This window comes from Pseudomonas sp. JR33AA (assembly GCF_021378985.1).
GTDB lineage: Bacteria > Pseudomonadota > Gammaproteobacteria > Pseudomonadales > Pseudomonadaceae > Aquipseudomonas > Aquipseudomonas alloputida.
Window position 1 is genome coordinate 30,842 of record NZ_JAJSAW010000006.1, and the last position, 23,339, is coordinate 54,180.

General features: G+C 57.5%; 26 protein-coding genes and 1 pseudogene. 12 read left to right on the plus strand and 15 right to left on the minus strand.

Annotated features, from left to right (window positions below; genetic code table 11):
- Positions 1-19: 19 nt before the first annotated feature.
- The 5 genes from LVS58_RS11675 to LVS58_RS11695 all read right to left on the minus strand — a co-directional run bounded on the left by LVS58_RS11675 (position 20) and on the right by LVS58_RS11695 (position 2,685).
- Complete coding sequence (locus LVS58_RS11675; RefSeq protein ID WP_233691191.1) at positions 20-484, minus strand: hemerythrin domain-containing protein; 465 nt, start codon at positions 482-484, stop codon at positions 20-22.
- Between the two features lie 144 nt (positions 485-628).
- Positions 629-1,072: a DUF421 domain-containing protein gene (locus LVS58_RS11680; protein ID WP_233691192.1), complete on the minus strand. Its 444-nt coding sequence runs from the start codon at positions 1,070-1,072 to the stop codon at positions 629-631.
- Between the two features lie 9 nt (positions 1,073-1,081).
- Positions 1,082-1,534 (minus strand): hypothetical protein, encoded by a 453-nt coding sequence (locus LVS58_RS11685; protein WP_442796460.1) that lies wholly within the window; start codon positions 1,532-1,534, stop codon positions 1,082-1,084.
- A gap of 65 nt (positions 1,535-1,599) precedes the next feature.
- Positions 1,600-2,103 carry a CinA family protein gene (locus LVS58_RS11690; protein WP_233691450.1) on the minus strand — a complete coding sequence of 168 codons (504 nt, stop codon included), beginning with the start codon at positions 2,101-2,103 and terminating at the stop codon, positions 1,600-1,602.
- Between the two features lie 189 nt (positions 2,104-2,292).
- The gene (locus LVS58_RS11695; RefSeq protein WP_233691194.1) at positions 2,293-2,685 is read right to left on the minus strand and encodes a general stress protein; all 393 of its coding nucleotides are present in this window, start codon (positions 2,683-2,685) and stop codon (positions 2,293-2,295) included.
- A gap of 384 nt (positions 2,686-3,069) precedes the next feature.
- Here LVS58_RS11695 and LVS58_RS11700 point away from each other — a divergent pair, with 384 nt between their 5' ends.
- Genes LVS58_RS11700 through LVS58_RS11710 form a run of 3 tightly spaced genes read left to right on the plus strand, consistent with a single transcriptional unit; the run spans position 3,070 to position 4,897 of the window.
- The gene (locus LVS58_RS11700; RefSeq protein ID WP_233691195.1) at positions 3,070-3,669 is read left to right on the plus strand and encodes a hypothetical protein; all 600 of its coding nucleotides are present in this window, start codon (positions 3,070-3,072) and stop codon (positions 3,667-3,669) included.
- On the plus strand, positions 3,666-4,094 hold the full coding sequence (locus tag LVS58_RS11705; protein ID WP_233691196.1) for a phage holin family protein: 429 nt from the start codon (positions 3,666-3,668) through the stop codon (positions 4,092-4,094). The genes LVS58_RS11700 and LVS58_RS11705 overlap by 4 nt, the downstream gene beginning before the upstream one ends.
- On the plus strand, positions 4,091-4,897 hold the full coding sequence (locus LVS58_RS11710) for a DUF3618 domain-containing protein (RefSeq protein WP_233691197.1): 807 nt from the start codon (positions 4,091-4,093) through the stop codon (positions 4,895-4,897). Before LVS58_RS11705 ends, LVS58_RS11710 begins: the two co-directional genes overlap by 4 nt.
- Positions 4,898-5,045: 148 nt before the next feature.
- Here LVS58_RS11710 and LVS58_RS11715 read toward each other — a convergent pair whose 3' ends face one another.
- From LVS58_RS11715 to LVS58_RS11730, 4 genes are all read right to left on the minus strand, one after another.
- Positions 5,046-7,244: a xanthine dehydrogenase family protein molybdopterin-binding subunit gene (locus tag LVS58_RS11715; protein WP_233691198.1), complete on the minus strand. Its 2,199-nt coding sequence runs from the start codon at positions 7,242-7,244 to the stop codon at positions 5,046-5,048.
- On the minus strand, positions 7,241-8,242 hold the full coding sequence (locus tag LVS58_RS11720) for an FAD binding domain-containing protein (RefSeq protein ID WP_233691199.1): 1,002 nt from the start codon (positions 8,240-8,242) through the stop codon (positions 7,241-7,243). Before LVS58_RS11720 ends, LVS58_RS11715 begins: the two co-directional genes overlap by 4 nt.
- Positions 8,239-8,766, minus strand: coding sequence for a (2Fe-2S)-binding protein (locus LVS58_RS11725; RefSeq protein ID WP_233691200.1), 528 nt, complete (start codon positions 8,764-8,766; stop codon positions 8,239-8,241). Before LVS58_RS11725 ends, LVS58_RS11720 begins: the two co-directional genes overlap by 4 nt.
- Positions 8,767-8,865: 99 nt before the next feature.
- A complete protein-coding gene (locus LVS58_RS11730; protein ID WP_233691201.1) occupies positions 8,866-10,653 on the minus strand; it encodes a thiamine pyrophosphate-requiring protein in 1,788 nt (595 codons plus the stop codon).
- A 147-nt stretch (positions 10,654-10,800) separates the two neighbouring features.
- Here LVS58_RS11730 and LVS58_RS11735 point away from each other — a divergent pair, with 147 nt between their 5' ends.
- Positions 10,801-11,325 (plus strand): cupin, encoded by a 525-nt coding sequence (locus LVS58_RS11735; RefSeq protein ID WP_233691202.1) that lies wholly within the window; start codon positions 10,801-10,803, stop codon positions 11,323-11,325.
- A gap of 42 nt (positions 11,326-11,367) precedes the next feature.
- On the opposite strand, the gene LVS58_RS11740 is transcribed toward LVS58_RS11735, so the two are convergent.
- Positions 11,368-11,745, minus strand: a complete 378-nt coding sequence (locus tag LVS58_RS11740) for a termination factor Rho (RefSeq protein ID WP_233691203.1) — start codon at positions 11,743-11,745, stop codon at positions 11,368-11,370.
- A gap of 628 nt (positions 11,746-12,373) precedes the next feature.
- Here LVS58_RS11740 and arfB point away from each other — a divergent pair.
- Positions 12,374-12,787 (plus strand): alternative ribosome rescue aminoacyl-tRNA hydrolase ArfB, encoded by a 414-nt coding sequence (arfB, locus tag LVS58_RS11745; RefSeq protein WP_233691204.1) that lies wholly within the window; start codon positions 12,374-12,376, stop codon positions 12,785-12,787.
- A gap of 77 nt (positions 12,788-12,864) precedes the next feature.
- Here arfB and LVS58_RS11750 read toward each other — a convergent pair whose 3' ends face one another.
- The 3 genes from LVS58_RS11750 to LVS58_RS25115 form a co-directional block, all read right to left on the minus strand.
- Positions 12,865-13,209 carry a DUF5329 domain-containing protein gene (locus tag LVS58_RS11750; RefSeq protein WP_233691451.1) on the minus strand — a complete coding sequence of 115 codons (345 nt, stop codon included), beginning with the start codon at positions 13,207-13,209 and terminating at the stop codon, positions 12,865-12,867.
- A gap of 71 nt (positions 13,210-13,280) precedes the next feature.
- On the minus strand, positions 13,281-14,849 hold the full coding sequence (locus LVS58_RS11755) for a phospholipase D family protein (protein WP_233691205.1): 1,569 nt from the start codon (positions 14,847-14,849) through the stop codon (positions 13,281-13,283).
- Positions 14,850-15,077: 228 nt separating this feature from the next.
- Positions 15,078-16,019, minus strand: a complete 942-nt coding sequence (locus LVS58_RS25115) for a site-specific integrase (RefSeq protein WP_233691206.1) — start codon at positions 16,017-16,019, stop codon at positions 15,078-15,080.
- A gap of 205 nt (positions 16,020-16,224) precedes the next feature.
- Here LVS58_RS25115 and LVS58_RS11765 point away from each other — a divergent pair, with 205 nt between their 5' ends.
- From LVS58_RS11765 to LVS58_RS11775, 3 genes are all read left to right on the plus strand, one after another.
- Complete coding sequence (locus LVS58_RS11765; RefSeq protein WP_233691207.1) at positions 16,225-17,217, plus strand: DNA-binding protein; 993 nt, start codon at positions 16,225-16,227, stop codon at positions 17,215-17,217.
- A gap of 104 nt (positions 17,218-17,321) precedes the next feature.
- On the plus strand, positions 17,322-17,957 hold the full coding sequence (locus tag LVS58_RS11770) for a substrate binding domain-containing protein (RefSeq protein ID WP_233691208.1): 636 nt from the start codon (positions 17,322-17,324) through the stop codon (positions 17,955-17,957).
- 397 nt (positions 17,958-18,354) lie between these two features.
- Complete coding sequence (locus tag LVS58_RS11775; protein ID WP_233691209.1) at positions 18,355-18,546, plus strand: hypothetical protein; 192 nt, start codon at positions 18,355-18,357, stop codon at positions 18,544-18,546.
- 698 nt (positions 18,547-19,244) lie between these two features.
- On the opposite strand, the gene LVS58_RS11780 is transcribed toward LVS58_RS11775, so the two are convergent.
- Entirely contained in the window at positions 19,245-20,210 is a 966-nt protein-coding gene (locus LVS58_RS11780) for a GlxA family transcriptional regulator (RefSeq protein WP_233691210.1), read from the minus strand.
- Positions 20,211-20,496: 286 nt separating this feature from the next.
- On the opposite strand from LVS58_RS11780, the gene LVS58_RS11785 reads away from it, so the two are divergent.
- From LVS58_RS11785 to LVS58_RS11795, 3 genes are read left to right on the plus strand one after another with little or no spacing between them, the layout of a single operon-like run.
- The gene (locus tag LVS58_RS11785; RefSeq protein ID WP_233691211.1) at positions 20,497-21,180 is read left to right on the plus strand and encodes a M24 family metallopeptidase; all 684 of its coding nucleotides are present in this window, start codon (positions 20,497-20,499) and stop codon (positions 21,178-21,180) included.
- A gap of 58 nt (positions 21,181-21,238) precedes the next feature.
- Complete coding sequence (locus LVS58_RS11790; RefSeq protein ID WP_233691212.1) at positions 21,239-21,415, plus strand: rubredoxin; 177 nt, start codon at positions 21,239-21,241, stop codon at positions 21,413-21,415.
- Complete coding sequence (locus LVS58_RS11795; protein WP_233691213.1) at positions 21,416-22,597, plus strand: FAD-dependent oxidoreductase; 1,182 nt, start codon at positions 21,416-21,418, stop codon at positions 22,595-22,597.
- 41 nt (positions 22,598-22,638) lie between these two features.
- Here the strand turns inward: LVS58_RS11795 and LVS58_RS11800 are convergent.
- Positions 22,639-22,785: pseudogene (locus LVS58_RS11800) on the minus strand (YeeE/YedE family protein); the annotation flags it as partial.
- Between the two features lie 95 nt (positions 22,786-22,880).
- Here LVS58_RS11800 and LVS58_RS11805 point away from each other — a divergent pair.
- Positions 22,881-23,306, plus strand: a complete 426-nt coding sequence (locus tag LVS58_RS11805; protein WP_233691214.1) for a potassium channel family protein — start codon at positions 22,881-22,883, stop codon at positions 23,304-23,306.
- The last annotated feature ends 33 nt before the right edge of the window (positions 23,307-23,339 follow it).

Genomic DNA, 23,339 nt, shown 5'->3' on the forward strand with positions numbered 1-23,339 from the left:
AGGGCGCGCGCGTGCAGCATCAGGCTGCGTGCTGTTCACCCTTGAGCAGCTTCTTCTGGGTTTCCATCGCCTGACCCATCTCTTCCAGTTCCTGCTTGCCCAGCAGCTTGCGGGCGGTGGGGAAAAGCTCGGTTTCTTCTTCCTCGATGTGGTGCTCCAACAGCTCCTTCATCACCTTGACCCGGCCTGCGAATTCCACGGTCCCGGTCTCTGTTTGCAGCAGGTCAGGGATGACCAGCGAGTCGACCGTGCGGTGCTCCTCCTTGGCCTCGTAATACATCTTCGCTTCTTCCTTGCCGCCAGCTTGCTTGATCGCCGGGTACAGGATCTCCTCCTCCAGGGCCGTGTGGATGCTCACTTCCTGCTTGATGCGTTCGAGCAGTTCGGCCCGTTTCTTTACGGCACGCTCAGTGGTCGAGGACAGTTCCTCGAGCAGTTTCTTCACCAATTGATGGTCTTGGATCAACAGTTCGATTGCATTCATGAGTCACTCCTGAAAAGGCGGGGAAAAATCACGGTTGCCTTGTGTGGAGTGGTCCTCAAGCAGTAGGGTTCAATTCATCTGCTCAGCGCACCGGCCCGCAACCTCCGATTGCCAGGGCTGCACGCCTGTAATAACCGGCTGCAGTCATTCTCTGGCGATTATCGAGATTTTTCCGTTTCGCTCTACAATTGCAAATTTGATTTGTTCCACCGACTCAATCCCTTGGCTATCACGTGCCGATTCGAGAATGTCGTCCTCGGTTAACCGGGCCTGGCGCATTCGCTGATGCAAAAACTGTCCGTGCTCGACCACTAAGGTCGAGTGGCCATCCAGCAATCGTGCAAGAGGCCGGGCGTTCAGTTTGGCAAGCGATAAGCCAACGTCGAGAACGATAAGGGTGGCGATCACCAGCATGGCGTTGGTGAAGGAAAAGTCATCGCCCAGGAGAGCCTGTTGAGTGGCCTCTCCGATGATGAGCAGCAAGACGAAGTCGAAGGTTGTCAGGTCGGCCAATGAGCGCCGCCCGGCAACGCGGAACAGTATCATGAGGGCTACATACATTCCGGCCGCGCGAAGGATCGAATCCATGATGCACTCCTAGGGGTAAAGGAATGTGGAAAAGTGGACTTCGCTACTCGGGCCCGCTCGCACGACGCCCTCCAGGGTGCCTACGTGCTCACTTCTTAGCGTGAGGTACAAGGTGGCCATGCCGTCATTGCTCGTACCTAATTGCCATACCAGGGAGGGGCCATGGGACATCGAAAGCTGGGGCTCAGGCTGAAGCGTCTCGATACTGGCCTCACGCAGCAGTGAGCCCTCAAGTTCAACCCTCACAGGTTGGCCAGGTATTCCTTGGACCGTGATGAAGAGGTTATCGGTAGTACTGCTTCGACTCAGGCGTTGATACTCCACCTTTAGTCGACCATCCTGACTTATCGATTCGGCATCACTCAATGGGCCATTACCGAACAACCCAGCCAAAGCCAGCAGGATAATGACCACCAGCACATACCAACCTACACGCTCGAAGCACCAAACTCGCTTCTGCATGGGTAGGTCTTCCCGGATGGGATAACGCCTGGAAATCAGCTCGTCGTCCACCATTTCACTTGCCCTCAGGCGCGTTCGCCGCGAAGCCAGCGTTGGTGGTAATGAGCCAGGCGCGTCAGCCCGAATAGCGCGCCCTGCCGCATCACATCCGACCTTTCCCCAAAGAAACGTTGGGTACGTGTAAACACGGCTACAGGCTCGCCGGCAAAGGCCCAGGCAAAGCACATCGTCCCCGGGGGCACCCCGGATTCGGGGCTGGGCCCTGCTACCCCTGTTGTAGCAATCACCACGTTTGCATCACTGTCTTTCAACGCACCCAGTGCCATTTCCCAGGCCACGGCTTCGCTGGTGAGACCGTATCGCTCGATGGTCTCAGGGCTGACCCCCAGCAAGCGTTTTTTCGCGCTAGGTGAATAGACGACATAGCCACTTTCCAGCACTTCTCCAGTACCGGGCACCGCCGCCAACAAGGCAACCATGCAACCTGCAGTACAGGATTCTGCGGTGGAAAGGATCAACCGGTTATCTTTGAGGTAGCCAAGTGCAGCCAGTACAGGATCGGTCGCCATGAGGATATCGACTCGCGTGTTGTTTAGCGGTGGACGTAATCCTGCGAGGATTGGTTCCTTCAAAAACGGCTCAGGGAAATTGAACGGCGAGGAAGAACGAACAACAATGTTCATCATGCAGAAGCTTCGCTCACGCCCACCTTATGTTTGGTTAAGAAAGCCAGGGCTATCCGTGGCCCTGGCGAGTGCTCAGCGGTTATCTTCCGTCATTCCACTGTCTTCGTCCTGAGTACCTTGCGACGCTTCCTCCATGCTGTCCTCCTGGCCAGATTTAATGCCAGTGGAATGTCCTCCTTGGCTACCTTGCTGGGTTGCGCCGCCAGCACGCTGAGGGTCATCTTCCTGAAACTTACCGCCGCTGCCTTGCCCAGTTTGTTGATCCGAAGATCCTCCCCCGGACATTTGACCGCCTTTCTGGCCGGCTTCAGATGCCCGCTGTGGATCATTGGCAAAATTGCCGCCTGACGATTGGCCACCTTTTTGACCCGCTTGCGAAGCCTTTTCGCGGTCGTTCGCAAAATTGCCAGGGTTGTCTTGAGCGGTGCCGCCTTGTTGCCCACTTTTCCCTTGATTGTCAGCCATGATCTTGCACCTCATTAATAAACACAGAACAGACTGTGTTTAATTCGGATGCAGGGCTGTCCAGGTTTACTCACACAGCTTTTGAATTAACTGACCAAGGGCGCGAAAGATCTGTCAGGTCAATCTGTTGCGCCGTAATAGCCGCTGCGAACTGATCGCTCCCGCGCAGCGCCGTCGGCAGATTCCCAACTGCTGCGGATTACCGTTACGTTCAAAGCCGTTGCACCGGTTTAAACGTTGAACGTTTATCGTGCTATTTCCTTTGGTCGTGCGGGGAAATGTCACAGATCATAAAGGCTGAACTTCCGCCGTCACCGCCGCGTCCCTCGAATGAATGCCAACAAATAGGGCATTCGCTGACCACTCAGGCTCGAGGGCGTAACGATGGACAACACCAATCAAAGCTCGACCGCTCCACCTGGCAGCACCCAGGATCATGTGCAGGCCATTTCCGATGAAGCCGGTGCGCTGCTTGGCGAGGCCCGGCAGAAAGGCAATGATCAATTCGAACACTACCGCGATACGGCGGCCGATCAGCTTGAGTCGCTGGAGGAGGGCGCGCGCACGGCGGCAGCGGCGCTGCAAGACAACGACAGCCTAGGGCTTTCGCAGTATTTGAGCCAGGCAGCGCAATGCGTGGGCGAATTTGCCGAGCAGGTACGCCATGAAAGCGCCGAGAGCCTGCTGCAGCGTGGCGCACAGTTGGCGCGAAGCAACCCCGCGTTGTTCCTGGCCGGTAGTGTTGCCGTCGGGTTTGCCGTGTCGCGTTTCATGCGAGCCAGCACCAGTCATGACGCTGCTACAGCCGGGGTATCTCGTGATGGGCGCGAGTCCCACCCGGCGCAGCCTGTGTCACCCGACCGCGGTAGCGACATATCCACTCCTGAACCCTACACCCCCGTGGACCCGATCGGGCCAGGCGCCGGTACGCCGGTCAGCGGCGGTCCGTTCGAGCGCGATCCGCTCAGAGGAGGTGGACGATGAACAAGGATCCCTTGGATACCACCCCGGGCTTGCACTCGGCGCAAGACGATGCCATTGGTGTTGGCGGCCTGTTCCGCCAATTGATGCGGGAAGTACCGGCGCTGTTCAGCAAGGAACTGGCATTGGCCAAGGCTGAACTGCAGCATAATCTGGCCACCCTCAAAGCAGGCACCGCGGCAGTTGCTGCCGGAGCGATCGTGATCCTGGCAGGCTTCGTCATCTTGTTGCTGGCAGCGGTCTATGCCCTCGCAATGGTGGTCGAGCCCTGGCTGGCTGCCTTGATCGTGGGCGCGATCACCGTAGTGATCGGTTTCATCATGCTGCAGTCAGGCAAGAAACAGTTCGAGCCCACGCATCTGGCCCCTGATCGTACCTTGCATGCCCTGCAACAGGACAAGGACACGCTGAAGAGGAAATTGCCATGACCACTTCCTTTGAACATGATGCGCAAAAAGACCCAGACTTGCTCGAGCAGGAAATCAACGCCAAGCGTGAACACATCAGTGACCTCATGGATGCTCTTGAGGACCGGCTGAGCCCTGGTCAAATGGTCGACCGCGTGTTGGGCTATGCAAAAGGTAATGGTGGCGAGTTTTTCCAGAACCTCGGCACCACCCTCAAGAACAATCCCGTACCTGCAACCCTGACGGTATTGGGCCTGGCCTGGCTGGGCCTTAATCAGAACCGCCCGTTCAACCCCGGGCCTGCCCATCAGGGGCCTGGAGTTGGCGAAAGGCTTGGCGATGCGCTGGGCACCGTGAAGGAGGCGTTTGCGCATGCGGGGGAGGCGGTGCACGATGCCAGCCAGAAGGTGCGCATGAAAGCCCATGATGTGCGCGACCGGGCCAGTGAGCTTGGCAGCGGCGCACGCGACTCCGTAGGGGCTTGCGCAGATACCCTGCGCCACTCGGCCCATAAGGCCGCAGACCAGACTACGGCGTTCAAGGGGCAATTCGATCATCTGCTCAAGGAGCAACCCCTGGTATTGGCCGCCTTAGGTATTGCACTAGGCGCGGCTTTAGGGGCGGCGTTGCCCAGTACCCGCAAGGAAGACCAGTTGATGGGCGCCAGCAGCGACCGTTTGACCGATACGCTTAAGGCCAAGGGTAGCGAGGTGAAGGCCTCGGTTGAAGAGTCGCTTGGACGGGCGACGGGTGATGCATCAACGAAATCAGCCCAAACACCTGCAGGTTCAGACCTTTCCGCAGGGTTGGGCTTCACCCCTTGATCCTGCTGGAGGTCTATGGACCGAGGCTGTTGATGAGGCCACGGCGGCTGGTAGCCGCCGCTTCAGTTCGCCATGGCCATTAGCGTTCACGTCGTCCTGGCGGCCCGTCTCGACGCAGGCAGCGAATGGGGGCTCGACGCCCGCCTGATCACAGCAAGTTGTCGAGCGTGATCGGAAACGCCCTCACACGCTTGCCCGTGGCATGGTAGACCGCATTGGCCACCGCGGCTGCTACCCCCACGACGCCGATTTCTCCCACGCCCTTGGACCCCAGCTCGTTGACGATCTCGTCGTGCTCTTCAACGAAGATCACCTCGATATCCCCGCTGTCTGCATTGACCGGGATGTGGTACTCCGCCAGGTTTTGGTTGACGATGCGGCCCAGCCGATGGTCGGTTAACGCGGCTTCGTGCAGGGCCATACCCACCCCCCACACCACGCCTCCCAAGATCTGGCTGCGTGCGGTTTTCGGATTGACTACCCGTCCCGCTGCAACGGCGCTGACTACCCGTACTACCTTGATTGTGCCAAGGTCCTCGTCGACGTGGACTTCCACGAATACCGCCGAATGCGTGGCGGCGGAGAACGGCTGGCGCCTGGCGCCGGGCTCGGCGTCGATCTGCACTTCTAACTCACCTTTTGGGGTGCTGGCGACGATGTCCGCCACAGCCAGGCGATGGCTGCCCGCGTGCAGGTAGCCATCGGCGAAAATGATCTGCTCGGGGGGCGTGCTGGCCACTTGAGGGTACACGTTGCGCGCATGTTCCAGCACTTTGGTGCGCAGTATCTGGCAGGCCTGACGCACGGCTGAGCCGACCGACGACACCGTGAACGATCCTCCCTGAAGCGGTGCGGTGGGCAGTGAAGAGTCACCCAGCACGAAGGTGACATCCTGCACCCTGGCGCCGGCAGCGTCGGCTGCGATCTGCGTCATGACGGTATAGGTGCCGGTCCCGATGTCGGTGGTGGCACTGCTGACGGTGAGGTGGCCTTGGGCATCGAAGCGCGCTTTGGCGCTGGCCTTCATCTGCATGGCTTCCCAGACACCGCCGGCCATCCCCCAGCCGACCAGCTGGTTGCCATGGCGCATGCTGCGCGGTTGCGGATTACGGTTTTGCCAGCCAAAACGTTCGGCACCTTGCCGGTAGCACGCCAGCAGTTCCTTGCTGGAGTAGGGCTTGCCCTCGTTGGCATTGCTGGCGGCGAAATTGCGTCGGCGCAGCTCGAGCGGGTCTATCTGCGCTGCACAGGCGAGCTCATCCATGGCGCATTCCAGGGCAATCATCCCTGACGCGGCGCCAGGCGCACGCATGTCCAGCGGGGTGTACACATCGAGCGGGGCCAGGCGATAGCTGAGCGCGACATTGTCGCACTGGTAGAGCATGCCACTCCATTCCACCAGGTGCTCGGTGAAGTCCTCGAAGCGGGAGGTCTGGCCAAGCGCATCGTGGGCGATCGCCAGCAACTGCCCGTTTGCGTCTGCACCCAGGCGCAGGCGCTGCTCGGTCCGCGGCCGGTAGCCGAAGGTGAACATTTGCTGACGAGTCAGCGTGACACGCACCGAACGCTGCAGGTGCAACGCCGCCATCACTGCCAACGGCAGCTGGTACTGCGGGCGCAAGCCCGAGCCGAAGGCACCGCCGACGAACGCCGCGCGCACGCGGATGTTTGCCTTGGGCAGGCCAAAAACGTTGTGCAAGTAGTCCTGGCAGTTTTGCGTGCCTTGGGTCTTGTCGTGAATTTCCAGCGTGCCGTCTGACTTGTAGAGTACGGTTGACGCATGGGGCTCCATGGGGTTGTGGTATTCGTTGGCTGTCAGGTAGGTGGCATCCACCTGCACCGGGGCCCCGGCAAACTGCGCGGCAAAGTCGCCACGCGGCGCCGGGGGTTCGGCGGGTGCCGCATGCGAGTGCTGGCATGCGCCCAGGTCTGTCTGGTGAGGCTCCTCGGCGTACTCGATCCTGATCAGCGAAGCTGCGTACCGGGCCAGCTCGAGGGTTTGCGCGACCACCAGCGCCAACGGTTGCCCGTTGTACAGCACTCGATCATTGAACAAGGGCCGAAACGGCGCCCCCTTCGCGGAGTCGGCATCACTGTAGTTCTCGTCATAACTGGAAATAGGCGGACGATGGCCGTGGTCGAGCACGGCGATCACCCCCGGCAAACGCATCGCCTGCGCACTGTCGATTTTCAGCACCCGACCGCAGGTGATGGTACTGCACACGACGCTGCCATGGAGCAGGCCTGTCTCGGGGTATTCGCCCGCATAGCGCGCCTGCCCGGTAACCTTTGCCATGCCGTCCACGCGGTCCAGGGGCGTACCGACTACTGGAGTGGAGCTGATCATGGCCGTGCCCCCCAACAAGCGGCGCCGCACGCCGCGTCATTTAATGCCCGCACGATTGCACGCTGGGCCAGGGTGACCTTGAACCCGTTGTGGCTCAGGGGGGTTGCGTCTTTCAGCAACGCTTGCGCAGCGTGCGTGAAGAGCGCTTCGCTAGGCGCCTGGCCGGCCAGCATGCACTCCACAACCGGGTCCCGCCACGGCTTGTGGGCAACACCGCCCAGCGCCAGGCGAGCCTGCTGGATCACCTCACCATCGAAGCTCAAGGCTGCGGCGACCGACACCAGCGCGAACGCGTAAGAGGCGCGGTCGCGAATTTTCAGATAACGGTAATGGTTTTCGAACACCGGGGGCGGCAGCTCGATGGCGACCACCAATTCATCGACTGCCAGCTGATTGTCTCGCTCCGGGGTGTCCTCGGGGAGGCGATGGAACGCCGCAAAAGGTATATGGCGCTCCCCGCACGGCCCCTGCACATGCACCACGGCTTCGAGCGCTGCCAATGCCACGCACATGTCCGAAGGATGGATCGCAACACAGGCATCACTGGCGCCGAGAATCGCGTGGATACGGTTCGAGCCTGCGCGCGCCGGGCATCCGCTGCCGGGCTCACGTTTGTTGCAGGGGGTACCGGTGTCGTAGAAGTAGTAGCATCGGGTACGTTGCAGCAGGTTGCCACCGGTGCTGGCCATGTTCCTTAACTGCGGTGATGCCCCAGCCAGGATAGCGTCTGACAGCAGTGGATAATGCTGCTCGATCATCGGGTGCCAGGCCAGGTCGGCGTTGCTCACCAATGCGCCGATCAACAAGCCGCCGTTCGGGGTGGGGTGGATGCCGTTCAGCCCGAGCCCGGAAAGGTCGATCAGGCGCTCGGGGCGAACCACGTTTTCTTTCATCAGGTCGACGAGATTGGTACCCCCGGCAATGAACTGCGAGCTGGCGTCAGCCAGGCTCACGGCTTCGCTGATTGATGCGGGTTTGTGGTAGCTGAAAGGCGTCATGGGTTCGGGTCTCGTTGTGGCTGGGCCAGGTCCGTCATCAACGGCAGGGCTTCTTCCACCGCAGCGACGATGTTGCCGTATGCACCACACCTGCAAAGGTTGCCGCTCATCTGTTCGCGAATGGCCTCGCGGGTAGAGGCGCGCCCTTCGCGGGCAAGCCCGACTGCGGAGCAGATCTGCCCCGGGGTGCAGTAACCGCACTGGAAAGCGTCGTGGGTGATGAATGCACGCTGCATGGGGTGCAGAACGTCGCCGCTGGCCAGCCCTTCGATGGTCACCAGATCAGCCCCGTCGCACATGATGGCCAATGTCAGGCAGGCATTGACGCGCTTGCCATCGCGCAGCACCGTGCAGGCCCCGCACTGGCCATGGTCGCAACCCTTCTTGGTGCCGACCAGGTCCAACTGCTCGCGCAAAAGATCGAGGAGTGTGGTCCAGGGGGTCACCTGCAATGTTCGACGCTGACCGTTCAGGGTCAGGCAGATGGGGTGTTTTTCAGCCCCATCGAAAGAGATCGCGCTCATGGTAGGTCCTCACGGTCAGGGTTTGCGCAGCCGGCTGCCTCACAGTTGTGCGACCGGGCCGGCTGAAAAAAACGTTCAGCCGGCTCGCCGAGGTGCCGATCACTTCTTGCCCGGCAGCACCGAGCCGAGCACCTGCTTGGCTGTCTGCACGATAATGCCCGCCTGGTCGGGATCCCCCTTGAGCAACGTACTGGCAAACTTCTTCGCTTGGCCCAGCTTGATGTGGGGTGGCAGGGGCGGCACGTTGGGGTCGGTCTTGAACTCGATCAGTACTGGCCGATCAGCAGCCAGCGCGCGCTCCCACCCGGCGGCAACGTCCTCTTCGCGATCTACATAGATACCGTGTAGACCAATGGAAATGGCGAACAAATGGTAGGGCACGTCAGGGATCGACTGCGAAGCTTCGAACTTGGGGTCGCCCTCCATCACCCGTTGCTCCCAGGTCACCTGGTTGAGGTCTTCATTGTTGAACACCGCACAGATCCATTGCGGGTTCTCCCACTGTTGCCAGTACTTGGCAACGGTGATCAGTTCGGCCAGGTTGTTCATCTGCATCGCCCCATCGCCCACCAGGGCAACCACAGCCCGCTGCGGGTGGGCGAACTTGGCCGCGATCGCATAGGGCACGGCTGCGCCCATGCAGGCCAGGCCACCGGACAGCGAGCACTGCATACCCTGGCGAATCTGCAGGTCGCGGGCAAACCAGTTGGCACAGGAGCCGGAATCGCTGGTGATGATGGCGTGGTCGGGCAGGCGAGGGGACAGCTCATGGACCACGCGTTGCGGGTTGATCGGGTCGGCCTTGACCAGTGCGCGTTTGGTTACGGTCTTGTCCCACTGCGCACGCCAGGTCTCGACCTTGTCCCGCCAGCGGCGCTCGGTCTTGTGCTCAAGCAAAGGTAACAGGGCGCGCAGTGTCTCGCTTGCATCGCCGACGAGGTTGACCTCCATCGGATAGCGCAGGCTGAGCATGTCGGGTTGCAGGTCGATCTGCACGCCACGCGCCTGGCCTTCCTTGGGCAAGAACTCGGAATAGGGGAAGCCGGATCCGATCATCAGCAAGGTGTCGCATTCGGTCATCAGCTGATAACTGGGTTCGGTCCCGAGCAGGCCGATAGACCCGGTGACCCAAGGGAGATCGTCCGGCAGCACAGCCTTGCCCAGCAGCGCTTTGGCCACCCCTGCACCAAGCTTTTCCGCAACCGCAATTACCTGCTCTGTCGCCTGCAGTGCACCGGCCCCCACCAGTATCGCCACCTTGTGCCCGGCGTTGAGTACATCGGCTGCGCGCTGCAGGTCTTCGTCGTACGGCAACACCCTGGGCTTGCTGTAGCCGATGCCGGAATGCACGGTACCGTGAGCCCTCGGTGGCTCGCTGTAAGGCAGGTCCTGCAGGTCGTTGGGCAGGATAACAGCGGTGACGCGGCGTTCGCCGATGGCCGTACGCACAGCACGGTCGAGCAGGTGGCGCACCTGCTCCGGTGTAGAGGCCTGCTGGACGAACGCACCGGCGACATCCTTGAACATCGACAGTAGGTCAAGCTCCTGCTGGTAGTGCCCACCCAGTGCTGCACGGGCCTGTTGGCCGACGATGGCCAGCACCGGCTGATGGTCCATGCGCGCATCGTACAGGCCGGTAAGCAGGTGTGAGGCGCCTGGGCCGGAGGTGGCGATGCAAACGCCAAGCTCGCCGGTGAACTTTGCATGGGCGCTGGCCATGAAAGCGGCCATTTCCTCATGGCGGGCCTGGATGAATTCAATCTTGCCGTTGGCCCGGCCCAACGCGCCAAACACCCCATTGATGCCGTCGCCGGGGTAACCAAAAATGCGCCGCACGCCCCATTGATACAAGCGCTCTACCAGAAAGTCGCCTACCGTGCCGGTCATTACCTGCTCCCGTTCAGTTATCGATAGGGTCTGGACTGGGCACTTGTGGGGAAAGTTTCAACGGTGTGCGCACCGATCTGCCAGCTGGAACCTGCCGACAGCCGACGGGTTCGAACATGAACCGACGACACGATCAGGATGCGCATCATGACACTCTTGAATACAGCGGTTGCCAGCGTGCAGGCCTTGTATTTCGAAGACGACGGCGCGACGCCGAACAGCCGTTTTCCCGTACTGTTCTACCGGCTGACGCTTGATGCGTCGGGGCACACTGCCAGTGCCTTCGAGGCCCTGTTTGCAGCTCATCAATGGACCCCGCTCTGGCGCGACGGGATCTTCGATTATCACCACTTCCACCCAAACGCCCATGAGGCACTGGGCATTGCTTGCGGGTGGGCCCGGTTGATGCTGGGTGGGGAGTGTGGCCAGAGCGTCAGCGTGAAACGTGGGGACGTGCTGGTACTGCCAGCAGGCACGGGCCATCGCTGCATCGAGTGCAGCGATGACTTCCTGGTGGTTGGTGCTTATCCTCAGGGGCAGGAGGACTACGCCATTCAGCGGCCCGACAGTGCCACGCACGCGCGCGCCATGGCGCGCATCGCCAAGGTGCCGCTCCCCGAGCAAGATCCGGTCAGCGGCATCCGGGGCGCGTTAATGACGTATTGGCGGTGATGGCACGGCTGGCGGGCCTTGCGCTATGGCGACCCCATTCCGTTACCCACGTTTTTGCAGGGCCTCCACCAACTGGGCCTTGGTCATGGTCGAGCGCCCCTTGATGTCTTTGCTGCGTGCCTCTTTCATAAGGCTTTCCTTGCTTTGCGATTCGAGCGAGGCGTGTGACGTCCGCGAATGCCCCTGCCGAGATTCAGCGGCGCGCTTGGCCGAATCCGAACGTGCGGTCTTCTTCGCGTGCGACAATGTACTGCTTCCCGAGCCGTGTTTTTCACCGCCTCCGGATTGTTTGTTGACGGTGGCCCAGGCGCGGGCTTCGGCTTCATCCTTACCCACGCCCTTGTCCTCGTAAGATTGCTCGATGTGCTCGGCCTTGCGTTTCTGCTTGTCCGTGTACTTGTCTTTGTCTCCGCGTGGCATGGTATTTACTCCTGCGTGGGTTGCATGAACGGTTGAAACCCCGGGGTAGAGCTGACGAGCCGAGCGATGGATGGGTATCCATGGCCATCGGCCCTTTCAGCTAACTGCCAGAACCTGGGTTTGATCCACTTCCGGCTGAGCCGCTGCCTTCATTACCCGCGTCTGTGCCGCTACTATCAGAGCCAGGATTGCCGGTTCCCGAGCCGCTGTCGGTACCGTCACCTCCGGTGTTGTCCGTCCCATTGTCGTCAGTACCGCCATCACCTGTACCCATGCCATCGCCGGGTGTTCCCGAGCCAGTCGCTCCGCCTTGGTCGCTCCTGGGTCCAGTGTCGTTCGATTGCATGCCTGGGGCGCGCTCCTGGTCCAGGTCTGCGGCGGCCGAAGCAAGTGGTGAAGCGCAGCCCAGGCACAGTGCAAGCAGTAGCGTATAGGGTTTTGTTGGCGTCATGGAGAAAGGCCTTTTTGGATGGTTTGCCCTATGTTCGGCCCGGCGTGCGTGGGAGGGTGCCCGCTGAGCGACGGAAGGCACTGCATCAGGCCGACCGTGAGGTAGCGTTCAGCAGTGCTTTGCTCCAATGAAGGCGTTGACCAGTGTGTAATAATGGGCAATGACAAGGGCCTTATCATGTTGACCATTTCCAATAACGTGCATCTGCCGGATGCCGAGATCGAACTCACATACATCCGCGCGCAAGGCGCGGGCGGGCAGAATGTCAACAAGGTGTCCAGCGCCGTGCACCTGCGCTTCGACATCCCGTCCTCATCGTTGCCCGAGTTTTACAAGGCGCGGCTGCTGGCGCTGCGTGACAGTCGCATCACCAACGACGGCGTAGTGATCATCAAAGGCCAGCAGTACCGCACACAGGAGCAGAATCGTGCAGACGCCTTGGCGCGTCTTGCCGAGTTGATCATCACCGCTGGCAAGACTGATAAGAAACGTCGCCCCACCAAGCCGACCCTAGGCTCCAAGACCCGCCGCCTCGAAGGAAAAGCCAGGCGCAGCGCCGTCAAGGCGGGGCGGGGGAAGGTGGAGTTCTAGGTCGGAGCGGTTGGTCCCCTTCATGGGCGTCGGGGATGACCAGCTTCACACGTGTTCACAGCCACCGCTGACAATGACTATTGAAGTTGCCGTTGTCTTTGCAGTTCCCGGCGCAACCAGATGCCTGCCGGTTCCATACCTCCTGAGCATCGCACCTCATAGGCACGTCCACTCAGGCTGCTTTTAGTGGCAGCAAGGTCAATGAAGTCTTCCGCGCTTTTCACCCTGTTCCTGCTTTCGAGATAATTCAGCTTCTGCTCGAGATGCTCTCGCGCTCGGGGGCCTGAATATTCGGCTCCGTTGCGAACAAATGTGCAATCACTGTGTTCGACGAAGTCCAGCAACCCTGTTATTTCGCGAGCGGTTTGAGAGAGGGCCAATACGTGGGTGTGAAGGATTACCGCAAGTAGGCAAATACCCATCGCCCTCATCAGTTGACGGATAAGCCGCACGGAGCCATTCGCCCACGTCCGCATGATTCATCCTCCCCACGCTATAGCATCTTTTCCAGCCCAATCGTGCTACTGAGCCACGAATTGAAGCGCCGCCACCAGCTCCCTGGTTCCTTGGTCAACCTATGCTGTTTGCCGTTGTCTTCGGTGACCCATACCAACTGGGCGTTTTCCAACCGGGGGTGATAACTGAGGGCAGGGGCCATACCCTTCAAAGCCAGTTCACGCACCCGCCCGGCCAGCTTCGGATCGTCAACCAGTACCCCGACTTCGGTATTCCACAGCAAAGAGCGCGAGTCGAAGTTGAACGAGCCGATGAAAGCTTTCTGCTGGTCGAAAATCATCGCCTTGGTATGCAGACTGGAATCGGAACTGTTGGAGGATCCCTTATGAAAGAGTCGCGGCCTACTGTTGCCATGGTCACCGGATTGGCGGCGTAGCTCGAATAATTGCACACCATGCTCGAGCAAGGTCTTGCGGTAGGGGGCGTAGGCACCATGTGCAGCGGGAACATCGGTTGCCTCCAGTGAATTGGTCAGCAAGCGGATCGACACGCCGGCGTCGGCACGACGTGTCAAATACACCACACCGGGTTGGCCGGGTACCATGTAGGCCGAAACTAGGATAAGTTCCTTGGTCACGCCGTTAAGCTCGGGCGCCAACTGGGTGGTCAACAGTAAATAAGGAGCGGGTTCGCCATCCGCCAAGACCTTGCTCGGCGCATCCCACAACGCCTTATTCCAGGCCCAAATCAATTCCCGTCGCCAGTGGTTCAGGCGAGGCTCAGTGGTGTAGCTCATCAATTGCTGATAGAGCGCATGATTCTGAGTGCGCGTTTCCTCCAAGGAGGCATCCAGCCGAGTCCGAAGATCTTTCAGGTCTCTGCTTGTCGGCTTGAACGATATGAACTGCTCGATGGGCTTGCTCAGGGCACTGTTCCAGTACTCGTCAAAACTGTGTCCCAACTGTTCTGCGACCGGGCCCACACTGAGCATGTCAATGTCAGTAAAATTTCTGTTGGGCTCGGCATCGAAATACTCGTCGCCCAGATTGCGACCTCCGACGATGGCCACACAGTTGTCTACCACCCACAGCTTGTTGTGCATACGCCGGTGTTGCTGCGACAGGTTGAAGAGTCGACCCATCGTGCGTGTCACCACGGTACTGCGGCCCAAATGAAGAGGATTGAACACTCGGATCTGTATATACGGATGCGTCGCGAGAGTCGCGATAGTTTCCTCCAGGTCATCGCTGGTGGTGTCATCGAGCAAAATCCTCACGCGCACTTTACGGTCGGCAGCGAGGAGCAGCTCGCTCAGCAGTATCCGAGTACTGATACCGTCATGGACGATGTAGTACTGCAGGTCAATGCTGCTTTGCGCACGGCGAATCAGCTCGGCGCGAGCGGCGAAAGCCTCGGCACTCTCCGGAAATAGACGAAAGCCCGATCGGCCTTCATGGGGGGCTACCTGGGCCAGAATCGAACGACCGAAAGACGAATCGTCGGCAGGCAAGGCTTGACTGGGTTCATGGGGGGCATTGAGTGCAGTGCAACCATCGATAAGCACCGTGAGTAACAGAACGGCAAACAGGGGCTGTTTGGATCTCACGAAGCTCACTCCGGCTGATGGCGATGAAGGTATCGTATTCCCGAAGAATGGGCATTCCCTTACCACCGGCATTCGGCCGTAACGACTAGCTGCAATTTGTCTTCGATCTGCGGTATTTTCTGAAGCGTAGTTCATCCCTGAAGACTGCGGCGTCAGTCCTGTGCGATTAGACGACGCCGATATCAAATTGCGATGAGGGCCGACGTATGCGTTGTCTGGGGCTAGCGGTCATCCTTCAAGCTTTCTGATAAGCCCGCCGAACTGTTGTGCCGGCTCCACATAGCGCAATGCCGACTTCATGTCACGCCAACCGACGTACTCCATCAGCGTCTTGATGTCCCAGCCAGAGCTTGCTGCCCATGTGGCAAAGCCTCTCCGGATCGAGTGGGCACTGTACATCTCGGACGGCAAGCCACAACGACCCAGAGTGTCGCGAAGCAGGGGAATCAGGCTATGGGCGGCAAGTGGACGATCGCTGATGTTGCCCCAGCGATCAACGCCCCTGAACACGCTGCCATGAGTTAGGCCGGCTGCTTCAATCCAGTTCAGGTACGCCTCGACCGGGCACAGCTTGCTCAACGATGGTGTCTTGTACTCACGCCCGATGTTCTGCCGGTCCCCTTTACTTGATCCCAGGTAAAACCGGATCCCGACGTAGCGCTCGGCATGGGTATTTTCGATCGTAAGTCTGGCGAGTTCATCCCCACGGAATCCCCTCCAGAAACCAATGGTGAGCAAGGCGATATCCCGGGTCGCCTTGAGAAGGGTGGCCATGTTGCCGGCCGCTTTTGCCTGAGCAATCTCGTCTTCCAGGTGCGCTACTGCTTTTTCGAGGTGCAGTAACGCCAGAGGAGCTGCTTGCTTCTGCTGTACGGGGTGTACCGCCCGGATACCCTTCAGCAACTGTCTGACCTTGGGGGCTTTGGTGGGGTCGGGGAAGCCGTTGCTTTGGTGCCAGTTAGCGAGCGCAGCCAGGCGTTGCTTCAGCGTACTCAGTGCCAGCTGGTCGGCGTACTCCGCGATGTAGCGCACAACGGACTCCGTCGTGGTGGGCAGGAAGCCGCCCCACGTGACTTCGAAATGGGAGAGGGCGGCCGCATAGCTCTTCGACGTGTTCTGACGAACGCTCGCCTCCAAGTACCTATCTGCCTTGCTGACCCCTTCAACCACGCCATTTCTCCGTATTCAGCCTTCGATGGCTCGCCTTGGCCATTTGTACCGCCTTTCAGGGCATTTTACCCTTGGCCACAGAGCTGACAAGCGATAAACCTCGATTATGTCTTGCCAGAAATTTTCGAATTTCCTGAGCCCGACTATGATTAAATAACACGTTATTACATGTAACGTAAAACAGTACGAAATCGTAGGAGCTGAAATGGCTAGAGGCGGCATTAACCTGGCATTGGTGCGTAAAGCTCGCGAAGCGCTGCTTTCCAGAGGGCAAAACCCTAGCATTGACGCAATCCGCATTGAACTCGGAAATACCGGCTCAAAGACGACCATTCAGCGCTATTTGAAGGAGATCGAGTCTTACGATCCTCGCCCATCAGCAGCGCCTTCGCGCTTGAGTGATGAACTCACCGAATTGGTGAGCAAGATGCTAGAGCGCTTGCTGGAGGAGGGAAACGCAGCATTGGCGCATGAGCGAGCCGCATTTGAGCTTGAACGCAAAGCGATGAAAGCTGAATGCAGTACACTTCAGAGTAACCTGGAGCAGTCACAATTTTTGGTCGCCAAGCTGCAGTCAGCGCTGCAAGCTCAGGACGAAGAGTTAAAGACTGTTCAGTCCGGTCTTCAAACCGAGATCACTCGAAATGCCCGGCTCAGCCAGAGCTGCAGCGACCTGGAGGTTCGTGTTCAGGAGAAGGACGCACAAATCCAGTCCTTGGAGGAGAAGCACGCGCATGCGAGGGAAGCGCTTGAGCACTACCGCGCTGCGGTGAAGGAGCAGCGCGACCAAGATCTGAACCGTCATGAATCTCAGATCTACCAGATGCAGCAAGAGGTGACAGTCCTTCAGCAGACGCTCATGGTCAAGCAGGAAGAAGCCACGCGACTAATCCGCGACAACGAACGATTGATTGCTGAAAACCGCCAGCATGCCAAGGAAGCTAACCAGCATCGCGATACTATCGAACATCTGAGGGGCGACCTAGGTATCGCCAACGCAGCGACAGCTCGCGCGGAAGGGGCCAAAGAGCTACTGGCTCTCCAGCTCGAAGCCAGGACCAAGGAAGCCAGCGAAGCTCGCTCAGAACACGCCGCGGCACAGCGCAGGGAAGGTGATTTGATTCAGAAGCTCGCAAGCGCAGAAGCGGAAATTAGTGAGTTGCGCACCGTCTCCGAGCAGAATGGCTCAAAGGGATAGCGCAGGCCGCCAGCACCCTTAAAATCGCCACAATCAGTCGCTGGGGATTGCAGGCAAAGAAAGCCCGCTGCTAGGCGGGCAATGTCTGTCACACGTAGCGATGTGTGCCCGGGCTTGCTCGACACCTTGTAACTGAGGCCGCACTGGAGTACCGCAAGGCATTTGAAGAGGTAACGGTCGACTTGATGATTTCTCAGCGCATGCCAAACCTGCTTGAAGACCAGCTGGACGTGTTAATTCAGATCGCCAGGGGGCTGCCAGACTCCAGCTATGTGAGCCAGAAAATAGGAGTCAGCCACTGCGTGTTGGTGGCATCGCCAGATTACCTAGCGAACCATGGAGCACCCGAGACACCTGCGGATCTGGTTGATCATCAATGCCTGTTGCTGGGTACCGTCGATTACGCTCGGGATGAGTGGCAGCTCAAAAGTCGACTGGGCGATGCAACATTCATCCCTGGCGGGCCAGGCTTCAGTGTGAATGATATGGAGGCCATGTCTGTCGCAGTCAGCAGCCATGCGGGTATCGGATTATTGGCCGGGTTCGCTGCTATTGACGACTTGCGCTCGGGAAAGCTGGTGCGTGTGCTACCCGATTACTTCACCGAGGAGCGGAACGTATACGCGGTGTACTCGTCGCGCCAGTTCATCGATGCCAAGATCATCCGGTTCATTGAAGTCTTGAAGGACAGGGTCGGTGGCCAGCTGTTAGCGATTGCCGAGGAGCTCATCAAACACTGACGGCAGCGGGCGGCGCTGATGATTGAGATCTGGAGTTGCTGCCTAGCGGAGAAGTGCACTGCAAATACACAATTTAACATAATATGCATTATGCGCAACTCTGTATAAAGGAACCGGGTGGGTGGGTGGGCAGATTTGAAGCAGACTCACTCTCAATTTCGGTGTCACGACACGACGACCAGCCAGCATCGACAATAGCCTTGCCGCTCACATCACCCTCAGAGAAAAGTCACCGTGGATAAACCGCAGGACCGTCTCCCGAAAACCCTGTGAATTTCGCTTCGCGGATGCCCAAAAACTTCTCCATTAACGCCCGGGGATTCTCTGACGAAGATTCAGCCAGAACCTGGCTACCCTTGTTGGCGAAGTCATTCGAGAACTTGGCAAAAAATTTGACATGATCGCCTTGGATGGCGTGACCGTCGCTATCAACTACGGCCAGGCGTTGCATGAGCTGGATCGCGGCTATGAAACGTCTCACAAGCTCACCGCAACAAATTCTCACGTCGTGGGCGTTGCGATGACTCCGTGGGTCATCCGGCAAGATGAGCTTAATTCGCACATCGTGCTGAACGTCAACCACATCTAGCCATTAATTGACGACGATCCTGAAGGCCGATCGCACGCAATTCATATCCTGGGTCATGAATGGTTCGCAGCCTATCACCTAGGCAATCTGGCGGGCTGTGGCCTGAGCTGCGAGGACGAGAAAAAACTATGGAAACGCTCCGCGACCATTGGTTTTTGCCCTATTTCGAACGTTTGGATGAAGCCTACCGGAAGATTCTAAGCCAGTATGGTGAGTGGGACGACAAGTCATCGTTCGCTCTGATATCCGACATTGTTGATGATCGGGTTGAACGAGCTGGCTTGATCGTGAGTGACATGGGAAATGGGTAGCTTTGGGTGGATATTCCATGGACTCCCAAGACCACTCCCCTGGTTTTTAATTCCTCTATGTTATAGCTACACTAAATGAATATTTAGTGTAGTTACTTTAACTGTCTTGATGGTCGGCGCCCTTTCGAACAGACGCGCGACACTCTCGACATCGAAAAATCCCTCTTTGACAAGCCCGTCAAGTGCTCTGCTGCGCTTACTCGATATCGATTAGTCGGATACGCAGTTACCTCCCATTCCCTATAAACGTCGAGGCAGCCGTTCAACGGGTGGCATAACCGCTAACACGCATCAAGAATGCCCTTTCAAGCTCTCGGTAGCCCTCCTGTGCAGGGCCGCTTTGGGTCTGGTGCGACAACCCCCGCCCACTGCCGTTATATCGTCATGTTACTTTTTGCTACCGAAGTTCTTTCGAAACTGTTGAGGAGATACGCCCATCCGCTTTACAAATACACACCGCATGTGATGCGAACTATGAAATCCACATTCATACGCAATGGTTTTCAAGGGAAGCTGGTTGCATTCCAAAGCCATCCTGGCAGCGTCGACCCTTGCGCGTTCTACAAACTCTGCAGGTGTCACTTGGACTTCTTGCATGAACACCCTAGAAAAGTGTCGCGGGCTCATATTAACCAATTTCGCAAGCTCATCAACGGTCAAACGGGCTCGCATATTATGTAACACGTGTTGTTGCACGATGGCGATCGGCGAAGTCGGCTCGGCGTGCAAGGTTAAGAAAGGACTGAATTGCGACTGCCCCCCTGATCTTTGCTTGAACACAACAAGTCTTTTTGCCACATTGAGTGAGACTTCGGCGCCATTATCGTTTGATAGTAGAAAAAGAGAAAGATCAATCCCTGCAGTGACACCTGCAGACGTAACCAGTTCATTGTCTTCAACATAAAGCAGATCAGGATCGATTTCGGCCGTAGGACATAACTTCTTCAGTGCGCTCGCGTCGTTCCAATGCGTTGTGGCCTTTCTACCATCCAGCAGGCCTGCATGCGCTAGCATAAACGCGCCATTACATATCGAGCCATATTTCTTGCATTTTTTTGAGATTTCAATGAGCCAAGTGTAAAATTCCGCCGGAAGATCCATTTGAGGCAGGCTTGGGCCACCGACGCAGAGGAGCAAGTCGAATCCCTCCGTGACTTCAGAATAATGTCGATCTGCTTTGATCGACAGACCATTTGAACATCTCATTAGCCCGTGATCGATCCCGATCACTTCGAGCTGGTATTGTTGTTCAAGCAGAAGAAATCGGTTTGCCTCAGCAAACACGTCCATTGGCCCCGTGATGTCAAGCGCCTGAGCCCCGGCGAAAATCACGAGCGCGACCGTTCTAGCCATTTTTAACAGTCCCCATAGAAACTCACGCGGGCAGTATAGCCAACCAGATCTTCCATGACAGGCAGCTAACTGGATATGTCCCTAAATCAATGCTGATTGGCAGATTTTCTAGGCATTTACCGACTCCTCCAAACTGCTACCTAAGCGGACACCGAAACCAGGCAGAAAATCGACGTTCTTTGTCCGAGTTTCTAACTTAATGCCTCTGGGTGAACGACCTCTGGCGCTTGATAATAGGGCTCCCAAACGCAGTTCTCGATTGCGTCCATAGCCAAGTGAGGATCAAATGACATTACTCTCCGCAGCAGTTGCTGAGCGGGTCGGCCCAGCCTTTTCCGTTGATGGTATGTTGTTAGCACGTGAAAAAACCCGTCAGGTCATTGCAGCTATCTCTCAACGCGTAGAGCCTGGAATGGTCGAGGAAGACGCAGTTGAAATGGCCAAGCGTGTACTGGTTGAATCAGGATTGGAGCTGAGCTGGCACCCAACCCGCGTCCGATTCGGAAGCAATACGATGAAACCGATGAAGGTTGCATCGACTCCCGGTGTCATTTTGCAAGAGAACGATATTTTCTTCATCGATTTGGCTCCGCGTGTAGAGCAGTGGGAAGGTGACGGTGGAGCTACGTTTGTTGTTGGACAGCATGCGGAGTACGCGCGCTGCGCCCGAGACGCGGAAGCCTTGTTCCATGAATGCCGCGATGTATGGATACGTAACAAGCTGACGGGTCAAGCCTTGTATGCGTTTGCAGACAGTACCGCTAAAGCAATGGGGTGGGAGCTTAACTTTGATCTTCCAGGGCATCGGGTATCTGACTTCCCTCATGCAACAATTCATACTGGTTCGCTGGCAGATTTCGAATTGAGCCCTTCTGAAATGCGGTGGATTCTTGAAATCCACATTTGTGATCCTAAGAAACGCTTTGGCGCTTTCTTCGAAGATATGCTACTGGGCAATGAATATTACTAGTTAAAACGGCTGCCGTCATGCACGACGGCAGCTCTCACCTTGCGTTAGGAGACGGCGAATGAGTGCCTGGGTATGTCTTGTCTGTGGTTTTATTTATGACGAATCGTTAGGTTTACCTAATGAAGGAATTGCGCCAGGTACGCGATGGGCAGACGTCCCAGATGACTGGTTTTGCCCGGAATGCCAGTGCGGGAAATCAGATTTTGAAATGCAACTGATCGAAGAGAGACGTTAAGTGGAGCCGATCATAATCGTAGGTACAGGGTTAGCCGGGTATAGCGTAGCCTCTGAATATCGTAAGCTTGATCCAAGCCGAGCTATCGTAATCATCTCTAAAGATGATGGTAGTCAGTATGCAAAGCCGATGCTGTCTGCGGCCATTGCACAACGACAGACCGCGCAGCAGTTGATCAAGGCAACCGCATCCGAAATGGCTATCAAGCTCAACGCGCAACTGATTACCGATGATGAAGTAATCGCAATTGATCCTTTAATCAAACAGATCCGAACGACGAATCGCACCCTTACATACGGCGAATTAGTATTAGCAGTCGGCGCAGATCCAGTAGCGTGCCCCGTAACCGGCACAGCTGCTGAGGAAGTTATGTCAGTCAACGACATAACCGACTATTCACGCTTGCGATCTAAGTTGAATAACGCAACGTCCGTTCTTATCGTCGGCGCCGGTCTCATTGGCTGCGAGTTTGCAAATGATCTACTTCACGGCGGTATTACCCCCACCGTGGTAGATCCAAACGAATACCCTCTTGCTAGCTTGGCACCTAAAGCGATAGGAAAGGCACTTGAGGAGTCACTCAAGGCTGCGGGTGTCCGGTGGAAGCTCAAAAATAAGGTACAACACATTGAAAAAGCGGGTTTACGCTATTCAGTCACCCTCCTCGACCACGTCGTTATTGAAGTTGATGCTGTTATCTCGGCTGTAGGGCTTCGCCCCCGCTTAACTTTAGCCAAGCGTTCAGGAATAGCGACAAGACAAGGGATTCTTGTCGATGGCTACGGTCAGACCTGCATCCCAGGCATTTTCGCCCTAGGCGACTGCGCTCAATATGCTGATGGTCGCCTGCTGCCGTTTGTACGTCCTACATTGATTGCGGCACGTGCCATTGCGGCAACCTTGGCTGGTACGCTTACGCGTATCGACTTTCCCAATATGCCCATTATCGTAAAAACACCAGCTCACCCCGTGGCAGTACTGCCTCCGCGCTCGGCTGTTTCAGGGAGCTGGCTACATCATCGGGAGAATGAATTAGAGCAATGGCTCTTCAAAGACGCTGATTGTCGATTGCATGGTTTTGCTGTAAGCGGATCAGCCGCAAAAACTCATCCTGTGCTCACACGAATGATCGGTAATAAGCACCCGGACGGGCCAATCAGTTCATTATATTCTGACAAATAGTCGAATACGCAATATTTAAGCCCTGCCCTGAGGGTTGCTGCGAGTGGCGCGGCAATAAGTCCCAACAAAAAGCACACTTTTTCGCCCCGCCCTTCCCCGCCACTTTGCAGCACAGGGCCGAGCAAACCGCTGATGCCTGCGATGCGCCCGTTCGCCACGGCGAACAGTCCAATGCCTGGTCTGTACAGCGCCTACCACCACTACATCGATTTTCAATGAACTACTATCCATACGTTGGTCGACAACTTGAAATGAACCGCCAATCAGGGCAAGAGTGCCTGCGATGCTCACCGTCACGCTGATCAACATGCTGGTCGTGATCCTGGTGGTGATCATTCACTACGAATGCTTGCTGCGCCTGAATGACTGGCTCCCCCGTCTCAAGCTCTGGAGCCGGTTTCGCATCGTGGCAGGCGTGTTCGGCGCACTGCTGGCCCATGCCCTTGAGGTCTGGTGCTTTGCCTTGGTGTATTACCTGATGGCCCATGCCGACGGCTGGGGCACGCTCAGTGGCAATTTCGACGGGAGTTTCCTCGACTGCGTGTACTTTTCCTTCACCACCTATACCACCATCGGTTTCGGCGACATCACCCCTAGCGGGCACCTCAAATACCTGACTGGCCTGCAGGCATTGACCGGCCTCGTGCTGATCACCTGGACCGCGTCGTTCCTCTTCCTGGAAATGCAGAAGTATTGGAAAACCAAATAATCGGCGCGTGCTGGGTCTAAGGTTCGGCTGTGA

Coding starts and splice junctions, on each gene's coding strand:
- LVS58_RS11705 (WP_233691196.1), top strand. CDS start 3,666: ATGAACAAGGATCCCTTGGATACCACCCCGGGCTTGCACTCGGCGCAA.
- LVS58_RS11700 (WP_233691195.1), top strand. CDS start 3,070: ATGGACAACACCAATCAAAGCTCGACCGCTCCACCTGGCAGCACCCAG.
- LVS58_RS11805 (WP_233691214.1), top strand. CDS start 22,881: ATGCTCACCGTCACGCTGATCAACATGCTGGTCGTGATCCTGGTGGTG.
- LVS58_RS11680 (WP_233691192.1), bottom strand. CDS start 1,072: ATGGATTCGATCCTTCGCGCGGCCGGAATGTATGTAGCCCTCATGATA.
- LVS58_RS11790 (WP_233691212.1), top strand. CDS start 21,239: ATGAGTGCCTGGGTATGTCTTGTCTGTGGTTTTATTTATGACGAATCG.
- LVS58_RS11685 (WP_442796460.1), bottom strand. CDS start 1,534: ATGCAGAAGCGAGTTTGGTGCTTCGAGCGTGTAGGTTGGTATGTGCTG.
- LVS58_RS11785 (WP_233691211.1), top strand. CDS start 20,497: ATGACATTACTCTCCGCAGCAGTTGCTGAGCGGGTCGGCCCAGCCTTT.
- LVS58_RS11740 (WP_233691203.1), bottom strand. CDS start 11,745: ATGCCACGCGGAGACAAAGACAAGTACACGGACAAGCAGAAACGCAAG.
- LVS58_RS11710 (WP_233691197.1), top strand. CDS start 4,091: ATGACCACTTCCTTTGAACATGATGCGCAAAAAGACCCAGACTTGCTC.
- LVS58_RS11690 (WP_233691450.1), bottom strand. CDS start 2,103: ATGGCGACCGATCCTGTACTGGCTGCACTTGGCTACCTCAAAGATAAC.
- LVS58_RS11725 (WP_233691200.1), bottom strand. CDS start 8,766: ATGAGCGCGATCTCTTTCGATGGGGCTGAAAAACACCCCATCTGCCTG.
- LVS58_RS11775 (WP_233691209.1), top strand. CDS start 18,355: ATGATCGCCTTGGATGGCGTGACCGTCGCTATCAACTACGGCCAGGCG.
- LVS58_RS11730 (WP_233691201.1), bottom strand. CDS start 10,653: ATGACCGGCACGGTAGGCGACTTTCTGGTAGAGCGCTTGTATCAATGG.
- arfB (WP_233691204.1), top strand. CDS start 12,374: ATGTTGACCATTTCCAATAACGTGCATCTGCCGGATGCCGAGATCGAA.
- LVS58_RS11780 (WP_233691210.1), bottom strand. CDS start 20,210: ATGGCTAGAACGGTCGCGCTCGTGATTTTCGCCGGGGCTCAGGCGCTT.
- LVS58_RS11695 (WP_233691194.1), bottom strand. CDS start 2,685: ATGGCTGACAATCAAGGGAAAAGTGGGCAACAAGGCGGCACCGCTCAA.
- LVS58_RS11720 (WP_233691199.1), bottom strand. CDS start 8,242: ATGACGCCTTTCAGCTACCACAAACCCGCATCAATCAGCGAAGCCGTG.
- LVS58_RS11750 (WP_233691451.1), bottom strand. CDS start 13,209: ATGGGTATTTGCCTACTTGCGGTAATCCTTCACACCCACGTATTGGCC.
- LVS58_RS11675 (WP_233691191.1), bottom strand. CDS start 484: ATGAATGCAATCGAACTGTTGATCCAAGACCATCAATTGGTGAAGAAA.
- LVS58_RS11765 (WP_233691207.1), top strand. CDS start 16,225: ATGGCTAGAGGCGGCATTAACCTGGCATTGGTGCGTAAAGCTCGCGAA.
- LVS58_RS11715 (WP_233691198.1), bottom strand. CDS start 7,244: ATGATCAGCTCCACTCCAGTAGTCGGTACGCCCCTGGACCGCGTGGAC.
- LVS58_RS11735 (WP_233691202.1), top strand. CDS start 10,801: ATGACACTCTTGAATACAGCGGTTGCCAGCGTGCAGGCCTTGTATTTC.